Below are 21013 nucleotides of genomic sequence, written 5' to 3'. Positions count from 1 at the left end.
GACCACCCTTGCGTGAAGCTCGGCGTTCGCTGCAGATTAGCTGCTGCGTGCCATGTTCCGATATCTAATCACACCGGCGACATATAAGCGACACAAGAGCAATACACACCGGACAGGTCGGCAACACCGGCACCGCCCGCCACTTCCGTCACAGCGTTCCCGGCCTGCTTCCGGCTACCCTGTCGTGCGTGCGGAGACAATCCCCCCAGCAGCCGGCACGAAGCGGACGATGAGCGAATTCCACGGACACGGCCACGGCCACAGCGACGGACCGGCCCCGATGGGCCCCGTCGCCGCCAAGGTGGTGGTCGGACTCCTCGTCGCCATCGGTGTCGCGGTCCTCATCGGCGCCGTCGCGTTGTGGCCCGGCAAGCCGAGCGTCGACGTCGAGCAGCCGTTCCAGAGCGCCCAGGGCGGTGCCGTCGTCACGGAGTCGGGCACGATCACGATGCAGAACATCGGCGACTGCGGGAGCCCGTCGGCCGGGCGGGTCTTCACCGGCGCACCGCTGCCCGCGCCGGCCGGCGCTTACGAGTGCCAGCGCAGCATCGTCGACATCGAGTCCGGTCCCAACACCGGCACCCAGACCCTGCTCGAGATCATCCCCGGCCCCGGCCAGCCCGACCTCCGCGTGGGCGAAAACATCCGGCTGTCCCGCCAGACGGATGTGAACGGCACGACGGAGTACTCGTTCGAGGACTACGCCCGCGGTCTGCCCGTCACGCTCATCGCTCTCGCGTTCGCCGTCGTCGTGATCGCGGTCGCGCGGTGGCGCGGGTTCCGGGCACTCGTCGGCATCGTCGTCTCGTTCGGTGTGCTCGTCCTGTTCACGCTGCCGGCCCTGTTGGACGGGCAACCGGCGATCCCGGTGGCGCTCGTGTCCGGCGCCGTCATCCTGTATGCCGTGCTGTATCTCGCGCACGGTGTTTCCCTGCGCACCAGTTCGGCGTTGCTGGGCACCCTCGCGTCGATGGCCCTGGCGGCGGTCCTCTCCTACGCCACTATCGAGATGACGCGCCTGACCGGACTGTCCGAGGAGCAGAACACCAACGTTCAGACGTACATCCAGCACGTCTCCATCACCGGCCTTCTGCTGGCCGGCTTCATCATCGGTTCGCTGGGCGTGCTCAACGACGTCACCATCACGCAGGCGGCGTCGGCGTTCGAACTGGCCTCGCTCGACCCGGGCGCGTCGAGGCGCCAGATCTTCGGTTCCGCGATGCGCGTCGGCCGCGATCACATCGCCAGCACCGTGTACACCCTCGTCCTCGCGTATGCGGGCGGGGCGCTGCCACTGCTGTTGCTGTTCAGCGTGGCGGGCCGATCGATTCAGGACGTGCTGCTCAGCGACGCCGTGGCCATCGAGATCGTGCGGTCGGCGGTCGGCGGCATCGCGCTGGCGCTATCGGTTCCGCTGACGACCGCGATCGCGGTGATGCTGGCGCGCCCGATCGGCGCGGGTCCCAGCGGTAACGCGGCCGCGGTCAGGCCGTCACGGGGCGGCCGCCATTCCAAGTAGCGGGTGGTCCGCTAGCTGAAGAGCCCGACCTCCCGGAGGACGATGAAGATGATGGCGATGACCATCAGCGCGTAGACGGTCAGCATTGTCACCTTGGCCGCATGTTCGCTGGTGGGCGGGAACATCTTCAGGATCGGCTTCGTATACGCCACGAGCCGTCGTGTCTCTGCCGGCGCGGCCGCCGAAGACGGGGGAACGTTGGGAGTGCTGTGGAACTCCGCGGGATTTGCAGTCACTGCACACATCCTCTCTACGCCGGAACCATTCCCATCGTAGGCCCGCGGAGCGGGACCCGACACCTCGAATCGGCAGTCGGGCCCCGGCGACGTCTAGGTTCCGGGGAACCTGGGGAGTTCGGGCAGCTGGAACGGCGGCAGTTGGATCTGCGGCAGGCCGGGAAATATCGGCGGAGGCGGAGGCGGCGGCGGCGGTGCGGGCTGCGGCTCGGGAATCCGGATCTGCGACGCCGTCTGCACGGGAGCCTCGACGGTCTCGGACGTCGGAGCCGGCGGGGTCGTCGGTGACGGTGTGGCCATCTCGGTGACGACCGGCGGTTCGGTGCCGAGTTGCGTGGTCACCGGCTGCGACGACCCCTCGGTGCGCGCCCACAGATTCTTTCCGTACCCGAGACCGAGGCCGATCACCGCCACCACGGCGAGCGCGGTGCCCGCCAGCGCAGCGCCCCGGATCTGGATTTTGGCCACCTGCTGACTCGGCGGCGGCGCCGCGGCGCTCAGCCACGACGGGGTGCTCGACGGCGCACCGCTGCGCGCGACGACTGCGGTCGGTGCGTGCCGGAACGCGTTCCACTCAGGCGCGTGCTGCGGCGGCGGAAGGACTCGGGCGACCTCGACGGCCGGCGGCACCACCTGCTGGGCGAGCAGTGCAGCACCTTGTGCCGCAACGAGTTCGGGATGGTCGGGAACGATGACGGGCAACCCGAGCCACGACTGGAGCACCGTGCGCACGAGGGGAATGCGTGCACCACCACCGGTGAGCACCACGGCATCCGGGTTCCGTCCCGACCGCGTGATCACGTCGCGGGCGAGGCGCGCCGACGATTCGACGGTGACACCGATGAGCGAGTCGAAGACGTCGCGCGACAACAGCAGCAGGCCGCCCTCGCCGGGCACGGCGACGGCGCCGCCGGTGGAGAGCCGCTCCTTCGCCTCACGGCAGCGGACGTCGAGCGCCAGGCTCGCGGCCGCGTCGCGGGGCGCCTCGATGCGGTTGTTCTCCAACTGGTTGGCACGAACCATCCGGTCGAAGACGTCGCCGCTCACCGTGTCGGTGCGGACCGTCTCGACCACCTCACCCGTCGCCCGGTCGACGACGCTCACGGTGAGCCCGGAACTGCCCAGGTCGTAGAACACGAGCGTCGCGTGGTCGCCCAGGGCTCCCGAGACGTCGAGGAATTTCAGCGCTGCCGAGGCCTCGGTGACGAGTTGGTAGTTGGCGAGTTGCTGCCGGGCCATCGCCGCCTGGACGGCGCCCGCCTGCGCTTCGTCGCGGTAGGCGACGCCGGTGGCGTGCACCTGCCCGGCGTCGGGTGCCCCGGCGAGGACCACGCCGATCGATTCGGCGGCCAGCTCCTCCGGCAGATCCCGGCCTGCGGCGACGACCTGGGCCCGGAAATCGGGGACGTGCCGGCTCGCGGCGTCGTCACGGTTCACGGAGTCGGGTCGCGCCAAGCGCACAGCGCTCGCACCGACCGACACACCTAGAACCGAACTCATGGGCCGCCCAACTCGACTGTGCACGGGTTCGATCCGGAATCCCCCCACTCCATGGCCCGCAGTCTAGCGAAGCGGTCCGACACGGCAACCGGGCAACCGTTCGGTGGCAGACAACTCAGAAGTTGCTTGCGATGATCACTCCCGGGATGCCCGCGCCCAGCGGCACGAACGCGCACGGCGGCACGACCACGTGGGCGGGATCGAGCGTGTTGAGCACCAGTTGCTGGGAGTACGGGTCGTAGGGCAGGTTGAAATGTCCGGTCTGATCGATCGGGCACAGGTCCTGGACGAGGATGTTGGTGGCACCGGCGTCGTGCAGCGCGACGTTGGTGTACGGCTGGATCACCTCGTCGTAGCGCGTCCCGATCGTGGTGTATTCGGCGCCGGGGACGGTGTCACCGCCGGCATTGAGGGCGGTGAGGAACGGCGATCCCTGCACCTGTTCGGCGAGCGCCTCCGAACCGATCGCTTCGATCAGTTCGGTGCCCCCGGGAACGGACGTCACCGCCGTCGCGATCCCGAAGAACGTTCCCCCGTAGGTGGGCGACGCCAGACCGATCCAGTGGTGCACCTTCGACGCCCCGCCGAGCCTGTTGACGTAGTACCGCGCCACCGTCGCGCCCTGCGAGTGCCCGATCAGGTCGACCTCGTCCGCGCCGGTTGCGGACAGCACGTCGTCGACGAACACCTCGAGTTCGGCGGCCCCCTCGGTCATCGTCTGCATCCCGAAGTGTTCGGTGCCCGGTTTCCGTCCGTAGTTCAGGGCGAACACGCAGTAGCCGGCAGCTTTCAGTTTCGGGCTCAGCCCGGCCCAGTTCGAGTAGGCACTGCCGTCGCTTCCGTGCACGAGAATCACGGGACGGGGGTGCGCGGAATCGGGACGGCACGAGAAGTCGTTGGCACCGGGCGGCGCGGAATGCGGATGCTGCTTCGCGTACGCGATCGCGGTGCCGGCGTCGGATTGCGGAGGCCCCGGCAGGGTCGGGACTTCCGCAGCGTGAGCGGGCGCGGCGCCGAGCAGGCAGATCACGGCAGCGAGGAGTGCGAGTAGGGATCCGTGACGTGCCTTCGACATCGCCCAGCCCTCCGTTGCGATTTGGGCTGACGCTACCGTCCGCCGATGCCGCCGGCAGTGGAGATCGTCAAACCCGTTATCGCGGGGGCCGCCAGGTCACCGGTCGTTATCCCCTGCCGAGCCCCCGATAGACCCACCCGGCGGTGCGCCAGTCCTCGGCGTCGAGGCAGTTGCGGCCGTCGACCATCACCCGGGCACGCACCACACCGTTCAGATCCTCCGGTTTCAGGGCGGCGAACTCCGCCCACTCGGTGAGGAGCAGCACGGCGTCCGCGTTGTCGCACGCCTCGACCGCCGACGTCGCGTAGTTCAGCGTCGGGAACAGCCTGCGGGAGTTGTCGAGGGCCTTCGGGTCGTAGACGCTGACGACGGCCCCGTGCAATTGCATCATTCCCGCGACGTTGAGTGCCGGGGAGTCGCGGACGTCGTCGGATTCCGGTTTGAACGCCGCGCCGAGGACGGCCACGTTGGCGCCGAGCAGCGACCCTCCGCACGCCTGCGCCGCCAACTCCACCATCCGGGTGCGCCGGCGCATGTTGATGCTGTCGACCTCCCGCAGGAAGTGCAGCGCCTGGTTCGCACCGAGCTCACCGGCCCGGGCCATGAACGCGCGGATGTCCTTGGGCAGGCAGCCGCCGCCGAAGCCGAGACCGGCGTTGAGGAACCGCCGGCCGATCCGCGCGTCGTAGCCGAGGGCGTCGGCGAGTTGGGTGACGTCGGCGCCGGTGGCCTCGCACACCTCGGAGATGGCGTTGATGAAGGAGATCTTGGTGGCGAGGAACGCGTTGGCCGAGACCTTGACCAGTTCCGCGGTGGCGAGGTCGGTGACCAGGAACGGAATGTCCTCGCCGAGCAGCCGGGCGTACAGCTCACGCAACTCGGCCTCGGCGCGTCCGGGGCGCAGGCGGTCTACTCCCAGCACCATCCGGTCGGGGTGCAGGGTGTCCTCGACGGCGAAGCCCTCCCGGAGGAATTCCGGGTTCCACGCCACCTCCACGGCGTCACCCGCCGGGGCGAGCGCGCGGGCCCGCGCACCCAGATCGGCCGCCGTCCCGACGGGAACGGTCGACTTGCCGACGATGACGGCGGGGCGATCGAGCATCGGCGCGAGCGTGTCGATCACCGAATGCACGTGCCGCAGGTCCGCGCCGTACTCCCCCTTCTTCTGCGGGGTGCCGACACCGAGGAAGTGGAGGTCCGCGAACTCCGCGGCCTCGCGGTACGACGTGGTGAAGTGCAGTCGGCCGGCGTCGATGTTCCGGCGCAGGACGTCCGCGAGCCCCGGCTCGTAGAACGGCACCTCTCCGGAGGAGAGTTTCACCACTTTTCCGGGGTCGATGTCGACACCCAGGACGTCGTGACCCAGCTCCGCCATACAGGCGGCGTGGGTGGCTCCCAGGTATCCGGTTCCAAACACGGTGCAGCGCATGCACCCTTGATAACCAGTGCAGGTGAGCGCGATATTTACCCGGCAGATGTTCGAAGCCAACAGTGCGTGTACGGACGGTGCGGGGCGAGACCCTATGCTTCGCCCATGCATGTTCTCTTCGTCTGCACCGGAAACGTCTGTCGCTCCCCAACGGCCGAGCGCCTCGCAGTGGCATACGCCGAGGAGCTCGGGATCACCGACCTGACCGCCGAAAGTGCAGGTACACGCGCTGCCGTCGGACGCCCGATGGAACCGACGGCCGCGCAAGTCCTCGAAGGGCTCGGCGGTAATCCGGCCGAGTTCACCGCGCGGATGCTCACCGCCGATCTCGCGGTGGACGCCGACCTGGTGCTGACGATGACCGAACGTCAGCGCGAGAAGGTGCTGGCGCTGGCTCCCGAGCAGTTGAAGAAGACGTTCACCCTGAAGGAGGCCGCCCGCCTCGCCGAGGCAGCGGACGCGAAGTCGGTGGCCGACCTGGCTGCGGCGCGTCCCAGACACAAGGCCGACGACACTCCCGAAGACGTGCCGGACCCGATGGGGAAGGACGAGGACACGTTCCTGACCATCGGGTCCGAGATCGCCGATCTACTGGGTGTGATCTCGCGGAGCATCCGTCTCTGACCAGGGTTCCTGGTCGTCACGGTAGCGGCGGGTGCGCCTCGGTGTGGGAGGCACCGGTGCGCCCGACTGCTGCTCGTTGCCGTAGTGGTCGGGCCCCGAGTACCACTGCTGACCCTGGTCGCCGTGGTAGGCGCCCTGGTAGGCGGGGGCACCCTGGTAGGCGGGTGCTTCCTGCGGATCGCCCCCGTACGGCTGCTGCGGGTACTCCTCGCGAACGTACTGGGCCTGCTGCTGTGGCACCGGCTGCTGGGGTGCCTGCTGCTGCGCGGGGGCGGCCTGCTGCATCTGCGGCAGCGACTTGTCGGTCTCGTAGTAGTACTTGTACTCGTAGACCCCGCGACCGCGGCTCGGCGTCATCGTGATGATCGTCCCGAGGATGGTCGCCCCGACGCTGTGCAGGTTGCCCACCGCCCGCGACAGCTGGTCCCGCTTGGTTTCGGCGTGCCGGGCGATGACCAGGGCGCCGTCCGACATCGCGGTGAGCACGGTCGCATCGGTGACCGGCAGCAGCGGCGACGCGTCGACGATCACGTAGTCGAATCGTCCTCGGAGATCGGCCAGCACCTGGCGCGCTGTCTCCGTTCCGAGCAGCTCACTCGGGTTCGGCGGGATCGGTCCGGACGCCAGGACGGTGAGACCCGAGTACTGGGTCGGCTGGAGCACGGCGTCGAGGTCGGCCTTGCCTGCCAGGACGCTGCTGAGTCCGACGGACCCGACGACGCCGAGGTACTTCGACACCCTCGGCTTCCGGAGGTCGCCTTCGACGAGGCACACGTTCTGGCCGCCCTCCGCCAGCACGAGCGCGATGTTGATCGCGGTGGTGGTCTTGCCCTCGGTGGGCAGCGAACTGGTGACCACGATGACACGCGGCGGGTTGTCGACCTCGAGGAACTGCAGGTTGGTGCGGAGTTCGCGGTAGGCCTCCGCGCTCGAGGAATTGCCCTCGGCGAAGTTGATGGCCTGCTGCGTCTGCCGCTCCTTGTCGAACGGGATGGTGCCGATCAGCGCCGAACCGGCCAGTTCCTCGACGGTGCGCCGATCCTTGACCGTGTTGTCGAGGCGATCACGCAGGACGGCGAAGGCGATACCGAGCAGCAGCCCGACCGCCGCGCCCAGCGCGAGGTTGCGCAGCGTCTTGGGCGAGACGGGAGTCGACGGAGTCTGCGCCTGCTGTTCGACGACGACGCGGGCGGCGGGAGCGCCACCCTTCTCCGGGGTCTCGAGCTCCCGGGCCATGACGACGAACTCGTCGGACAGGGCATTGGCGATGTCGCGGGCGCGTTCCGGCGACGGATCCTGCACCTTGACGTCGATGAGCACGGTGTCCGGTGCGGAGCTGGCCTTCACCTGTGAGGCGAGCGCCGCCGCCGTGCCGCCCAGATCGAGCTTGTCGATCGTCCGCTGCGCGAGGGTCTCGCCGGTGAGCAGTTTGGTGTAGGACGTCACCCGCTGCTGCGAGAACAGGTTGCCCTGGTACACCTCGTTCACCGACGATCCGGCGGACGTCGAGACGAACAACCGGGTCGACGCCTCGTAGATCGGAGTGGTCAGCAACGACGCTCCGAGCGCACCGAGAATCGCGACCACGGTCGTGATCGCGATGATTTTCCAACGTGACTGCAGAATTCGCAGGTAGTCCTGAATTTCCATTATCGAGTCTCTTCCAATTGCGTCGCGCTCAGCGGCGCGATCGAGCTGTCAATCACATCGTTCTGACCCGACTGAATCGCTACATCGTAGTGATGAGGTCCACTGTCGGCGTCACGTGCCGTCACGGTCCGCCGTGGTCCCCCGATCTCCGAAGCAGTCGGCCGATCTCGGCGAGCGGGCCCGGGTCTGCCATCTCGGAGTGGGTGGTGTCGATGTGGTGTGCGGTGACGACGCCGTCGGCGTACTCGCGCCAGGCGTCGACGACGTCGGGGTGCCGGTCCAGGTCGCGGGCGGCGACGAACAGGTCGAGGTTGCCGTCGAACCGCCGGGGGCTGTGGGCCGATGCGATCAGCTCGAGCCGCTCGATCACGGCCCGGATCTCGCGCAGCCGGTCGGCGCTCACGTACGCGCCGAACTGCGCGATCAGTTCGTCCTCGCTCAGGGTTTCCGGTTCGGGTGGCTGATGTTGCGGCAGAAGCGTGTCGAGGAGTGCCGGCGCGGCCACCTCGTGGCCGGCGTCGCGGAGCTGGACGGCCATCTCGTGGGCGATGGTTCCGCCGAGCGACCACCCCAGCAGGTGGTAGGGGCCCGCCGGCTGGACGGACCGGATCGCGTCGACATATCGCGCGGCCAGCTCGGACAGCGTCTCGGGCAGGTCCGGCATTCCGGTCGCCTGAACGCCGTACAGCGGGCGGTCGCCGACGTGATCGGCGAGACCGCCGAAGCACCAGGCCAATCCGCTGAGCGGATGCACGCAGAACAGCGGCGCTCCCGCATCGGCGGGGCGGAGTTCCACCACGGTTCCGAAGAAGCTCTCGGGCCGTGCGCCGTCGCCGATCCGGGCGGCGAGGCGCTGCGCCGTGGGGTCGGTGAAGACCCATTCGACGGGGATGTCGCGGTCCAGCCGGCGGCGCAGTTCGGTTGCCACTGACGCCGCCCCCATCGATGTGCCGCCGAGAGCGAAGAAGGCTTCGTCCGCGGGGATGTCTGCGATGCCGAGGACTTCCGCGAACACGGCGGCGATCGTCTCTTCGAGTTCCCCTGCCGGCAGCGCGGATTCGACGATCTCGATCGTCGGTGCCGGCAGTGCGGCGCGGTCGAGTTTGCCGGACGGCAGCAGCGGCATCGTGTCGACGACCGTCACCGACGCGGGGACCAGGTGCCGCGGCAGCCTGCCGCGCGCGAAGTCGAACACGGATCGCGGCGTCAGTCCCGCGGTGCCTGCGACGTACGACGCCAGCACGGTGTCCGTCGGCGTCGGCACCGGGATCGTCACGGCGACGTCGATGTCGGGGTGCCCGGCGAGCACGGCATCGACCTCGGCGGGTTCGACGCGGATTCCGCGGATCTTCACCTGCGAATCGCTGCGGCCCAGGTATTCCAGTTCACCGCTCGGGTCGCGTCGCACCACGTCGCCGGTGCGGTACAGCCGCTCCCCCGGTTTTCCGTAGGGATGTGCGACGAATTGTCCTGCGGTGAGGTCACTTCGGCCCAGGTAGCCCCGGGCGATGCCGCTGCCCGCCAGATACAGTTCGCCCGTCACGCCGTCGGGCACGGGATGCAGACGCGGGTCGAGGACGAACGCGGCATCACCGTCCAAGGCGCTTCCGATGGTGATCGGCAGGCCGGGTTCGAGGGGGCCCGCAACGCACGCGTCGACGGTGAACTCGGTCGGACCGTAGGCGTTGAACAGCCGGTGCCGCCTCGACCACCGGTCGGCAAGGTCCGCGGGCAGTGCCTCTCCCCCGACGACGACCGTCGACGGTGCGAGACTGTGCGGGTCGAGGGAGGCCAGCACGGTCGGTGTGAGGGTGAAGTGGGTGATGTTCTGCGCCACCAGGAACTGAGCCAATTCCTCACCGGCATAGCTGAAGGCGGGTGCAGCCACGAGGGCACTGCCCAGCGACACCGCCCAGAGCAGTTCGAACACCGCGACGTCGAAGGTCGGGGAGGTCGACTGCAGCACCCGGCCGTCGTCGCCGCCCTCCGCGTCCGACGAGTAGGCGGGGGTGGCGAGGAGGGTCGTCAGTCCGCGGTGCGTGACGACGACGCCCTTCGGCCGGCCCGTGGAACCCGATGTGTAGATCACATACGCCGCGTTGTCCACGTCGGGTGCGGCCGGATCCGCGTCACCGGAGGGCTGCTCGTCCAGGCGCATCCAGTCGACGGATCGCGGCAGATCCCCGACCCCGCCGACGGTCAATCCGAGCACCGCGCGCGAGTCCGTCAGCATCCAGTCGAGCCGCTCCGCAGGATGCGTGGGATCCAGCGACACCCACGCCGCACCGGCCTTGGTCACCGACCACACCGCCAGGAGCCAATGCCGGCCGCGGGGTGTCGCCACGGCGATCACGTCCTCCGGGCCGACGCCGCGGGACGCGAGTGCGCAGGCCCAGCGGTCCGATTCTTCGTCGAGTTCGCGGTAACTCCAACGGGTGTCACCGTCGATCACCGCGACGGCGGACGGGATGGCACCAGCACGGGCGGCAAGGATGTCGCCGAGCGTCCGCGGCGTGGCCACCGGCCGGGGGCCCTGCACGAGGTGTGCGCGTTCGGTGTCGTCGAGGATGTCGAGGTCGCCGACGGCCGCCGACGGGGTGGTCAGGGCGGCCTCGAGGACGGCGGCGAACCGGCTCAGGAGCGTGCGCGCCGTCTGCCGGTCGAACAGGTCGGCGGCGTAGTCGAGTCGCACCGTCATGTTTTCGGCCGCGTCGGTCACGTCCCACACGAGGTCGAATTCCGTTGCCTGCGTCTCGGGGTGGTATTCGTCGGTGCCGACGAAAAGTTCGGGGAAGTCGACGGCCCGCTGGTACGTCAGCATCACCTGGAACAGCGGGTTGTGTGCCGCGGATCGGGGTGGGGCGAGGTGTGTCACGACGTCGTCGAACGGGACGTCGGCGTGCGCGAGCGCGTCGAGGTCGACGGCGCGGACGTCCGCGAGGAAATCCTCGAACGGTTGCGCAGGCGAGACCGCGGTGCGCAGTGCCACGGTGCCGACGAACATGCCGACCACGCAGTCGAGCACCGGATCGGGACGGCCGCCGACCGCAGTCCCCACCACCACATCGGACTGTCCGCTCACGCGTGCCAGCAGCACCGCGAGGGCGGCGTGGAGCACCATGAACACGGTCGTTCCGCGGCTGCGTGACAGTGCGACCACCCGCTCCCGCAGGTCGCCGTCGAGCGTCCATTCCACACTGGCCCCGACGTGGCTGGGAAGTTCCGGCCGGGGGCGATCGGTCGGCAGCGGGAACGGCCCCGACACACCGGAGAGCACCTGCGCCCAATGCTCGAGCTGGGCGCGAGCCGCGCTGCCGGGATCGGAGGCGGTCCCGAGCAGTTCGCGCATCCAGATCGCGTAGTCGGCGTAATCCACGACCAGCGGCGCCCACTGCGGGGCCGACCCGTCCGCGCGGCACCGGTAAGCGGCGTCGAGGTCGGTGAGCAGCGGTCCCATCGAACCGCCGTCGAGCGCAATGTGATGGACCACGACGCCGAGCATGAAGCCGCCGCCCTCGGTGCGCCACAGCTTCACCCGCACCGGGGTCTCGGTGGTGAGGTCGAACGGCCGGGCACTCCACGTGTCGACGCCGAAGTCCACTTCCGCGCCGACGTCCTCGGTCACCGACTCGACGGGCAGCACCAGCTGATACGGACCTTCGGCGTCGACGGGGAAGACGGTGCGCAGCACCGAATGCCGCTCCAGCACGTCCCGCATCGCCAGCCGGAGGGCGTCGACGTCGACGTCACTGCCGACCCGGGTGACGAACACCATGTTGTGCAGGGCGGTGTCGGGGTTGACCCGGCTGAGCAGCCAGAGGCGTTGCTGCGCGGGCGACAGCGGCACTCGCGCCTCCCGCGGGCGGGGAACGAGCACCGGCCGCATCGCGCCCGACGCGGGGGCGCCCAACCACCGGGCGAGCAAGGCGGGAGTCGGGTTCTCGAACAGCACCCGCACGGGCACGTCGACGCCGAACGTCGCGGACAGCCGGGCCGTCACCGCCGTCGCGGACAGTGAATCGCCGCCCGCGTCGAAGAAGTTGTGTCCGGCGCCGATCCGGGCGGAGCCGAGCACGTCGGCGAACACGCCGGCGACCATCTCCTCGACCGCGGTGCGTGGGGGTGCCGCGACGACGTCGTCGCCCCGGGCCTCCAACGCGGCGACGTCGAGCTTGCCGTTGGCGGTGAGCGGCAGCGTGTCCATCGTGACGATGCGGGGCGGCACCAGATACGAGGGCAGGCGGCCCGTCAGCTGCTGTCGCAGAGTCGGGGAGTCGAGGTCCGTGCCGGCGACGAAGGCCACGAGGTCGTGTCGCTGCACCGACACGGCTGCCTGCTCGACGCCGTCCAGCTCCAGCAGCGCCGCCTCGACCTGCGCCGGTTCGATACGCATGCCACGCACCTTGATTTGCCGGTCGACGCGGCCGAGGAAGGAAAGGTTGCCGTCGGCTCGTCGGTGCACGACGTCGCCGGTGCGGTACATGCGGGCTCCGTCCGGGGCGGCGACGAACCGTTCCGCCGTGCGGTGGGGGGCGCCGAGGTAGCCCTGGGCGAGTCCGGGCCCGGCGAGGTAGAGCTCACCGGCACCGCCGACGGAAACTGCGCGCAGCCGCGTGTCGAGCACGACCGCCGTGGTCCCGGGGATCGGAGCGCCGATCGTCACCGTGCCGATCGCGGATCCGGGCTCGAATTCGGTCAGCGTCGCGACCACCGTCGACTCGGTCGGACCGTAGGCGTTGAGCAGAAGCCTTCCGGCACTCCATGTTCCGGCCAGTTCGGGGCTCAGGGCCTCGCCACCGACCCCCACGACGTGCACCGACTCGAGCCCGTGCGGGTCGAGCGTCGCGAGGACGGACGGCGTGGAGAGGTAGTGCGTGACCCGCTGCTCGATCAGCAGCCGATGCAACTCGACACCGGCGAAGACGTCGGCGGGAGCCACCACCAGGCAGGCGCCCGAGCCGAACGCGAGCAGCATCTCCAGCAGCGCGGCGTCGAAGGCGGGGTTGTAGCCGTGCAGCACACGGTCGTCGGGGCCCACCCGGTACCGGCGCACCACCTCGGCGGTGAGCGGGCCCAGTCCCCGGTGCGTGACGGCCACGGCCTTGGGTGTGCCGGTGGATCCGGAGGTGTGGATCACGTACGCCACGTCCCGTGCGCACTTCTGGTAGCCCTGGCGACCTAAACCGCTCACGGGGCTGAATGCCGCACCGGTCTTGGCGATCGCCCAGAGTTCGATCACGAAGTCCGACGACCGCGGCAGGTCGATCGGAACGATCTCGCCCGGTGCGACACCCAGCGCGGTGAGCTTGTGCGCCCGCGCGTCGGAACGCTCGTCCAGTTCGCGGTAGGTCAGCGTGACATCGCCGTCGGTGAGCGCGGCGTTGTCGGGGTATGCGGCGGCGGTGGCCGTCAGGATCTCGGCCAGGGTCCGTTCACCGGCGGGGTGCGCACCGACGAGGGGCTCGGCTGCGGTCAGCGCGACGTCGCCCACGGGCACGTCGGGATCGGCGCAGATCGCCTGGAGCACCCGTCCGAGGGCGGTCGCCACGGCGTCGACGGTCGCGTGGTCGAAGACGTCGGCCGAGTACACGGCGGCGCCGCGCATCCCCGTAGGGACGTCACCGTCGGTCGTTTCGGTGATTGTCAGGTGGAGGTCGAATTTCGCTGTTCCGGTGTCGAATTCCTGCGCCGTCACCGTCATGCCCGCCGCCTCGACGGTGGGGATCTGCAGATTTTGCAGCGCCAGGGCAACCTGCGGGGTCCGGCCGCCGAGCAGTCCGGCCACCACCTCGAAGGGCACATCCGCGTGCTCGAAGGCGTCGACGTCGAAGTCCCGGACCTGTGCGAGGAGTCCGGTGAACGGCATGTCCGGCAGTACCTGCGCCCGCAGCGCGAGGGTGTTCACGAACATGCCCACCAGAGAGTCGAGTACGCGTTCCCCGCGGCCCGCGACAGCGGTGGCGACGACGATGTCGGGCCGGGCGCCGAGCCGGGACAGCACCACGGACAGCGCCGCGTGCAGGACCATGAACGGTGTCGCGTGGTGCTGCGCCGCCAACTGGTGCACGGCCTGCCGCACGTCCGCCGACACGTCGAATTCGACGACGCCGGCGCGGGCCGAACCAGGCGCCGACCGGTCCGGTGTCAGTGGCGCCGTGCCGTCGACGCCGTCCAGCGCCCGGCGCCAGTGCTCGACGCGGCGCTGCCCGTATTCGCCGTCCAGCAGGTCCCGCTCCCACACGGCGTAGTCGGCGTACTGCAGCGGCATCGGGTTCTCCTGCGGGGCGATCCCGGAGGTATGCGCGGCATAGGCACTGAGCACGTCGGCGACGAGCGGAGTCAGCGACCATCCGTCGGCGGCGATGTGATGGATGTTCACGGCCAGCACGTGGCACTGCGGCTGCAGACGCAACAGCGCGACGCGGATGGGCCGGTCCACGGTGAGGTCGAAACCGCGGGCGGCGAACTGCTCCATGAACTCGTCGAGGTCGCGCACGTCGACCGGCGTCAGGTCGAGCGGCGCCGGGTCGAGGATCTCCTGATAGGGATGGCCGTCGACGGGGTACCGGGTCCGCAACGTCTCGTGCCGCCGGATCACGTCCTCGAACGCCGCGGTCAGCGCGGCGACGTCGAGTGCGCCCTCCAACCGCACGGTGGCGGGCAGGTTGTACGTCGGCGACCCGGGATCGGTGCGGTTCAGCACCCACATGCGGTACTGGCTGCGGGACAACGGAATGCGGTCCGGTCGGGGCCGTGCGACGAGTGCGGGACGCAGGTCGGTCTCGGGGACCGCGTCGTCGAGGGCTTCGGCCAGTTCGGCGACGGTGGGGTGCGCGAACAGGGTTCGCAGCGGCACCAGGTGTCCCATGGAATCGGTGAGCCGTGCCGTCAACTGGGTGGCGAGGAGGGAGTTGCCGCCCGCATCGAAGAAGTGCGTTCCGCGGCCCACGTTCTCGTGTCCGAGGACGTCGGCGAACACGCGGGCCACGGCGCGCTCGGTGTCGGTGTGCGGCGGTTCGTTCTCGGCGACCGCCAGTGCCGGCATCGGCAGCGACCTCAGGTCGAGTTTGCCGTTCACGGTGGGCGGCGCGGCGTCGAGCACGACCACCGCGGTCGGAACCAGGTAGGCCGGCAGCGATTCGGCGAGGCGGCGTCGCAGATCGTGGGTGTCGAGGTGGCCGTTCGGCAGCACGTAGGACACCAGCATCTCGGTGCCGGCGCCGGTGGTGCGCACGACGGTACCGGCGAAGACGACGTCGGCGAGCCGCGCGATGACGGTGTCGATTTCGGCCGGTTCGATGCGCACTCCGCGCATCTTGATCTGGGAGTCGTTGCGCCCGAGGTACTCGAGTTCGTGGGCGGTGGCGGTCTTCCGCCAGCGCACCAGGTCGCCGGTTCGGTACAGGCGTGTGCCGCCTTCGGCCGCGACGAACCGCTCCGCCGTCAGCCCCGGCTGGTCCGCGTATCCGCGGGCGAGCGCGCCGCCTGCCAGATACAGCTCCCCGGGCACGCCGGGGGGTACCGGGCGGAGGCGGTCGTCGAGCACTACCGCGGACACACCGTGCACGGGGGCCCCGATCGAGACGGGATCCCCCACACCGAGTGGTCCGGTGCTGAACGCGTACATGGTGGTTTCGGCGGGCCCGTACGCGTTGTACAGGCGACGCCCGGCCGCCCAGCGGTTCACCAACTCGCTACCGAGCCTCTCGCCGCCGACCATCAGCACCTGCAGGTCCGGAAGGTCCCGTTCGCCGAGGGTGGCGAGGATCGTCGGGGTCATGCAGGCGTGCGTGATGCGGTCGCGTTCCATCAGGTCGGCGAGCGGCGGGCCGGCGTATTCGGCGTCCGACGCGATCACCAGCGTGGCGCCCGACGCCCCGGCGACCAGGACCTCGAGCAGCGTCATGTCGAATCCGGGCGCACCGCGGTGCAGCATCCGGGAGCCGGCTCCCGCCGCGTACCGCTCGCGCAGGTCGGCGTCGAGGGCGGCCAGACCGCCGTGGGTCACGACGGCACCCTTGGGTGTGCCCGTCGTTCCCGAGGTGTAGACGACGTACGCCGCCTCGGACGTGAGCGGCAAAGCGTGCTCCGGCACACTTTCCCACTCACGTGGGGTGAACGGGGTGCGTGCGGGGTCGAACAGCGCGGGGGCCGCACCGGTCTTCGCGATGGCCCACAGCCGCACCACCGCGTCCACCGACCGCGGCTCGGCCCAGGGAACCAGGCTTCCGCGGCCCACCCCGTTCTCGCCGAATTCACGGGCGAGAGCGTCGGAGCGGGTGTCCAATTCGCGGTAGGTGAGTTCGACGCCCCCCTCCGTCACGGCGACGGCGTCCGGCGCGAGAGCGGCGCCGCGGGTCAGAAGCTCACGCAGCGTCGACGACGCGGGGGCTGCGGGACCGACCGCGGGCACCAGGGCGGCGCGTTCCGCGGCATCGAAGAGGTCGACGTCGCCCACCGGCAGCTGAGGGTCTGCACTGACGGCCTCGAGGAACCGCACCAGCCGCGACGCGAACTGCTCGATCGTCGAGTGCTCGTACAGGTCTGCGTCGTAACCGAAGTCGAGGTGCAGGCGCCCGCCCGGACCGGACTCGGTGACGGTCAGTTGCAGGTCGAAATTGGCCCGGTCGACGACGTCGCCGATAGGTGTCACCGTCAGCCCGGGGAGGGCCACCTGGCCCAGCCGGCTGCGCTGCATCGACAACGCGACCTGGAACAGCGGGTGGTGGGACGTCGACCGCGCCGGATTCAGCAGCTCGACCAGAGCCTCGAACGGCATGTCGGCGTGCGTGTAGGCGGCGATGTCCCGTTCGTGGACGTGCGCGAGCAGTTCCGCGAACGTGGCCGTCGGATCCACCGCGGTGCGCAGCACCAGGGTGCCGGCGAACATTCCCACCATGTCGTCGAGTTGCGGATCGGTGCGCCCGGCGACGGCCGTCCCGATGGGTACGTCACGACTGCCGCTGTACCGCGAGAGGACGGCGGCCAGTGCGGCGTGCAGCACCATGAACGTGGTGGCCCGGCCGCCGCGCGCCAGCGTGTGCACCGCGTCGTGCAGTTGTTCGCCGAGTTCGACGCCCACGGTGCCGGCGTGACCGGACGCCGCCGCCGGGCGCGGGTGGTCGGCGGGCAGGGTGACCTGTTCGGGCAGGTCCGCGAGGGTGTCGAGCCAGTACCGCTGCAGGGTGTCGGCGGACTCGTCGTCGAGAACCGCCCGTTGCCACACGCTGTAGTCGCTGTACTGCACGGGCAGCGGGAGCCACTCGGGGCTACCACCCCCGAGGCGGGCCTGGTACGCCGTCATCGTGTCGCGGATCAGCGGGGTGAGCGACCACGCGTCGGCGGCGATGTGGTGCACCACGAGGGCGAACACGTGCGCGTCGGGTCCGACGCGATACAGCCGCGACCGGATCGGTGCGTCGACGGACACGTCGAATCCGCTGTCGACGAACGCGCGCAGGTGCGCGTCGACGGCGTCCTCGGGCAGCGCGATCGGCGTGAGATCCAACGGGACGTTCGCGGCGTCGAGGACGACCTGGTGCACGCCGTCGGCATCGGACGGGTACACGGTGCGCAGAGTGCGGTGCCGTTCGAGCAGGTCGTGTGCGGCGGACGCCAGCGCGGGCACGTCCAGTTCGCCGTCGAGGCGCACGACGAGCGGGAGGTTGTATCCCGAAGCACCGGTGTCGAATTGGTTGACGAACCACATGCGCTGTTGCGCCGGCGACAGCGGAACGCGGCCGTCGTGCGGCGCCGGCCGCAGCGGGAGGCGTCGGCGCCCGGCACCGGACCGCTCTTCGATCCGGGCAGCCAACTCGGCGACCGTCGGGGCTTCGAAGACGTCCTTCACCGTCACATCGATGTCGAAGACGGCGCTGACGCGTGCGGACACCCGGGTGGCGAGCAGCGAATTGCCGCCGAGGTCGAAGAAGTTGCGCCGCGTCCCCACCTCGGCACCGCCGAGCACCTCGACGAACACATCCGCCACCACGTCCTCGATGGGTGTGTGGGCGCCCTGCCCCTCCGCGGTCACGACACCCGGATCGGGCAGTGCGTCGCGGTCGATCTTGCCGTTGGTGGTCAACGGAATTGCGGGGACCTGCACCAGCGCACCGGGCACCATGTGATCGGGCAGGACAGTCCGCAGGTGCCGGGTCAGGGTGGGCTGATCGGCGTCGGTCACCACGTAGCCGATGAGTTGTCGTCCGGCAGTCGTGTCGCGGAGAACCACCACCGCTCGCTCGACGCCGGGATGCCGGAGGAGTGCGGCCTCGATTTCGCCGGGTTCGATCCGGTATCCGCGCAACTCGATCTGAGTGTCGGCCCGTCCCACGTAGTCGAGGCGATCGCCGCGGTAGCGGACTCGATCACCGGATCGGTACATCACCGCGCCAGGGGCAAACGGGTTCGCTATGAATCGTTGTGCCGTCAGGCCGGGACGGTGCAGATATCCGGAGGACACCTGGGCCCCCGCCACGTACAGCTCTCCCACGCCGCCCGGTGGCACCGGCCGCAGCGCGGCGTCGAGCACGTAGGTCTGCACACCGGGCAATGCGCGGCCGATGGACGCCGATGCGTCGCGGGCCGCGAGGTCGAGTTCGGCCGCGGTGACGTGCACGGTGGTTTCGGTGATGCCGTACATGTTGATCGCGCGCACGCCGGGATGCCGTTCGAGCCACGGCCATACGGGTGTCGGATCGAGCGCTTCGCCGCCGAAGATCAGCAGCCGCACCGCCAGGTCGGCATCTCCGTCGACCTCCGCCAGCTGGCCGAACGCGGACGGCGTCTGGTTGAGGACGGTCACGCCCTCCCGGACCAGCAGTTGCCGGAACTCGTGCGGTGACCGGGCCAGGAAGTGGTCGACGAGAACCAGCCGGCCACCGGTGGTGAGGGCGCCCCACATCTCCCACACGGAGAAGTCGAAGGCAGGTGAGTGGAACATCGTCCACACGTCGTCCGGCCCGAACCCGAACTGGTCCTGCGTATTCGCCAGCAACGACAGCACATTGGCGTGCGAGACGAGCACGCCCTTGGGCCGGCCGGTCGACCCGGACGTGTAGATCACATATGCGCTGCGCGCCCGTGAGTACTTGTTAACCGCCCGTGGGTAAGAAGTACTCACGGGGGGCGCAGCCGCATCGGCGATCACCGCGACCGGCTTCGCATCGTCCAGCAGGTACTGGATGCGCTCCGCAGGGTACTGCGGGTCGACGGGCAGGTAGACACCGCCGGCCCTGACGACCCCAATGATCGCGGCGATCAGATCCGGCGACTGCGGCAGCACGACGGCCACGACGTCGCCGGCGACGACACCCGCCTCGCTCAGCGACGCGGCGACCGCCGCGGAGCGCTCGTCGAGATCCGCGTACGTCAACGACTGGTCCCCGGACGTCACCGCCACTGCGTCGGGGCGTTCGACGGCGCAGTCCAAGAACAACTCGTGCAGTGACGTGGCGGCGGGCTCGCGTCCGGGAACGCTCGTCAGGGCGTCGGCCAGTTCCTCGGCGGTGAGAACGTCGATCGCCCCCATCGAAGCGTCGCTCTCGACAGCGGCGAAGGAGCTCAGGAAGTCGACGAACCGCGACAACAGCCGGTCGAGTTCCTCCTCGCCGTAGCGGCCGGGATTCGCTTCGAAGTCGACCCGGACGGTGCGACCGTCCACCGACGGGTAGAGGTTGAGCGACAAGTCGTCGGCCAGACCGGTCGTGAGCACGTTGAACTCGCCCACGAGCTCACCGAGCACGATCTCTCGGTGGAAGTTCATGACGTTGACGGTCGGGCCGAACCCGCGGCGGGACGGTTGTGCGCGGCCTTCCCACATGTCTTCGTGACGGTATCGCTGACGACGCAATGCACCCGTCAGTTCGAGTTGAACCTTCCGGACCAGTTCTTCGATGCTTCTGCCGGGATCGAGGTGAACCCGGAGGGGGACGACGTTCGCCATCATTCCCGTCGAACGTCGGGCGGATGCGCTTGTCCGAGCCGAAACAGGAAGGCTCAGTACCACGTCCGCGGCACCGGCCATTCGTCCTAGATACGCGGCGAACGCGGCAACGATCACGGGCACTTCGGATGAGTTCCACTGGCGCGCCAGTTCCTCGATCCGGCTCGCGACCGCAGCCTCCATGACACGGCTCGCTACCCGCGGCGGAGACGTCGGTCGCGCATGTCGGTCCGTGAACCGGACCGGTTCGGGCAGTTCAGCGGTCCGTTCCGCCCAGTACTCGCGGTCACGGAGGTATCGGCCGGTAGTGCGGTACTCGCTCTCTGCGTCGTACAGCGCGCGCAGGCTCATCGCGGTGGACGGCGGCGCCTCGGTTCCGCTGACGAGATGGGTGTAGAGCTCCGCCACACGATTCATCAGCACCATGGCGCCGTACGCGTCCATCACCAAGTGATGAGTGCGGGAGTACCAGTAGTAGTGGTTCTGGCCGAGATGCAACAGGGTTGCGGCGATCAACCGGTCGGTCATCACGTCGAGTGGCCGGCTGTATTCGTCAGTCATCCAGCGGTGCGCCTCGACGACCGGGTCCGCGTGGTCGCGCATGTCCCGATAGACGAGCGCATCCTGGATGCTCAGATCGACCACCTGATGGGGCTCACCGGCCACGTTGACCAGACGGACGAAAGCGGACTCCAACTCGCGACACCCGCGATCGGTGGCCGACACGAGAAGGTCGTAGTCGACCCGTCCGCGTACCTCCACGAACTGGGCGATATTGAAGGGCGCGGCCGGGTCGAGTTGCTGAGCGAACCACAGCGCTTGTTGCGCACGCGAAAGGGGAAATGGTGTCATTTCCCCCACCCCGCCCTCACAGGGCGTTGCCACCCATATGTCCCGCCACTCAGCCGTACCTCGAAAGTTATGAGGCAGTGCCTCGACGGGACTTACATCGTGGGCGCCTCGTGGTTCGTTACGTGGGCTAGACAATACTGGGCAAATCATCGCCCCTCCACACGAGGGGGGACTGTGAGCGGTA

The 21013-nt window shown here is 69.4% G+C and carries 8 protein-coding genes; 2 read left to right on the top strand and 6 right to left on the bottom strand.

Annotation, left to right across the window (positions count from 1 at the left end; all coding sequences use genetic code 11):
- Positions 1-229: 229 nt before the first annotated feature.
- Positions 230-1519, top strand: a complete 1290-nt coding sequence (locus P3H15_RS00205; RefSeq protein ID WP_276135414.1) for a YibE/F family protein — start codon at positions 230-232, stop codon at positions 1517-1519.
- A gap of 11 nt (positions 1520-1530) precedes the next feature.
- Here the strand turns inward: P3H15_RS00205 and P3H15_RS00200 are convergent, their stop codons facing one another.
- From P3H15_RS00200 to P3H15_RS00185, 4 genes are all read right to left on the bottom strand, one after another.
- On the bottom strand, positions 1531-1764 hold the full coding sequence (locus P3H15_RS00200) for a hypothetical protein (protein WP_241031508.1): 234 nt from the start codon (positions 1762-1764) through the stop codon (positions 1531-1533).
- 84 nt (positions 1765-1848) lie between these two features.
- A complete protein-coding gene (locus P3H15_RS00195) occupies positions 1849-3255 on the bottom strand; it encodes an Hsp70 family protein (protein WP_276135413.1) in 1407 nt (468 codons plus the stop codon).
- Between the two features lie 115 nt (positions 3256-3370).
- Complete coding sequence (locus P3H15_RS00190) at positions 3371-4330, bottom strand: triacylglycerol lipase (protein ID WP_276135412.1); 960 nt, start codon at positions 4328-4330, stop codon at positions 3371-3373.
- 106 nt (positions 4331-4436) lie between these two features.
- A complete protein-coding gene (locus tag P3H15_RS00185; RefSeq protein WP_276135411.1) occupies positions 4437-5759 on the bottom strand; it encodes a UDP-glucose/GDP-mannose dehydrogenase family protein in 1323 nt (440 codons plus the stop codon).
- A gap of 105 nt (positions 5760-5864) precedes the next feature.
- On the opposite strand from P3H15_RS00185, the gene P3H15_RS00180 reads away from it, so the two are divergent.
- The gene (locus P3H15_RS00180; protein WP_276135410.1) at positions 5865-6383 is read left to right on the top strand and encodes a protein tyrosine phosphatase; all 519 of its coding nucleotides are present in this window, start codon (positions 5865-5867) and stop codon (positions 6381-6383) included.
- On the opposite strand, the gene P3H15_RS00175 is transcribed toward P3H15_RS00180, so the two are convergent.
- Together P3H15_RS00175 and P3H15_RS00170 are read right to left on the bottom strand one after the other, a co-directional pair.
- Positions 6348-8033 (bottom strand): polysaccharide biosynthesis tyrosine autokinase, encoded by a 1686-nt coding sequence (locus P3H15_RS00175; protein WP_276135409.1) that lies wholly within the window; start codon positions 8031-8033, stop codon positions 6348-6350. The genes P3H15_RS00180 and P3H15_RS00175 overlap by 36 nt on opposite strands.
- Positions 8034-8154: 121 nt before the next feature.
- Positions 8155-20829 carry a non-ribosomal peptide synthetase gene (locus P3H15_RS00170; protein WP_276135408.1) on the bottom strand — a complete coding sequence of 4225 codons (12675 nt, stop codon included), beginning with the start codon at positions 20827-20829 and terminating at the stop codon, positions 8155-8157.
- Between the last annotated feature and the right edge of the window lie 184 nt (positions 20830-21013).

Origin of the sequence: Rhodococcus sp. T2V (genome assembly GCF_029269925.1) — a bacterium.
Taxonomy (GTDB): Bacteria; Actinomycetota; Actinomycetes; order Mycobacteriales; family Mycobacteriaceae; genus Rhodococcus_F; species Rhodococcus_F koreensis.
Note: the sequence above shows the minus strand (reverse complement) of the source record. Positions and strands in the feature narration are given on the sequence as shown.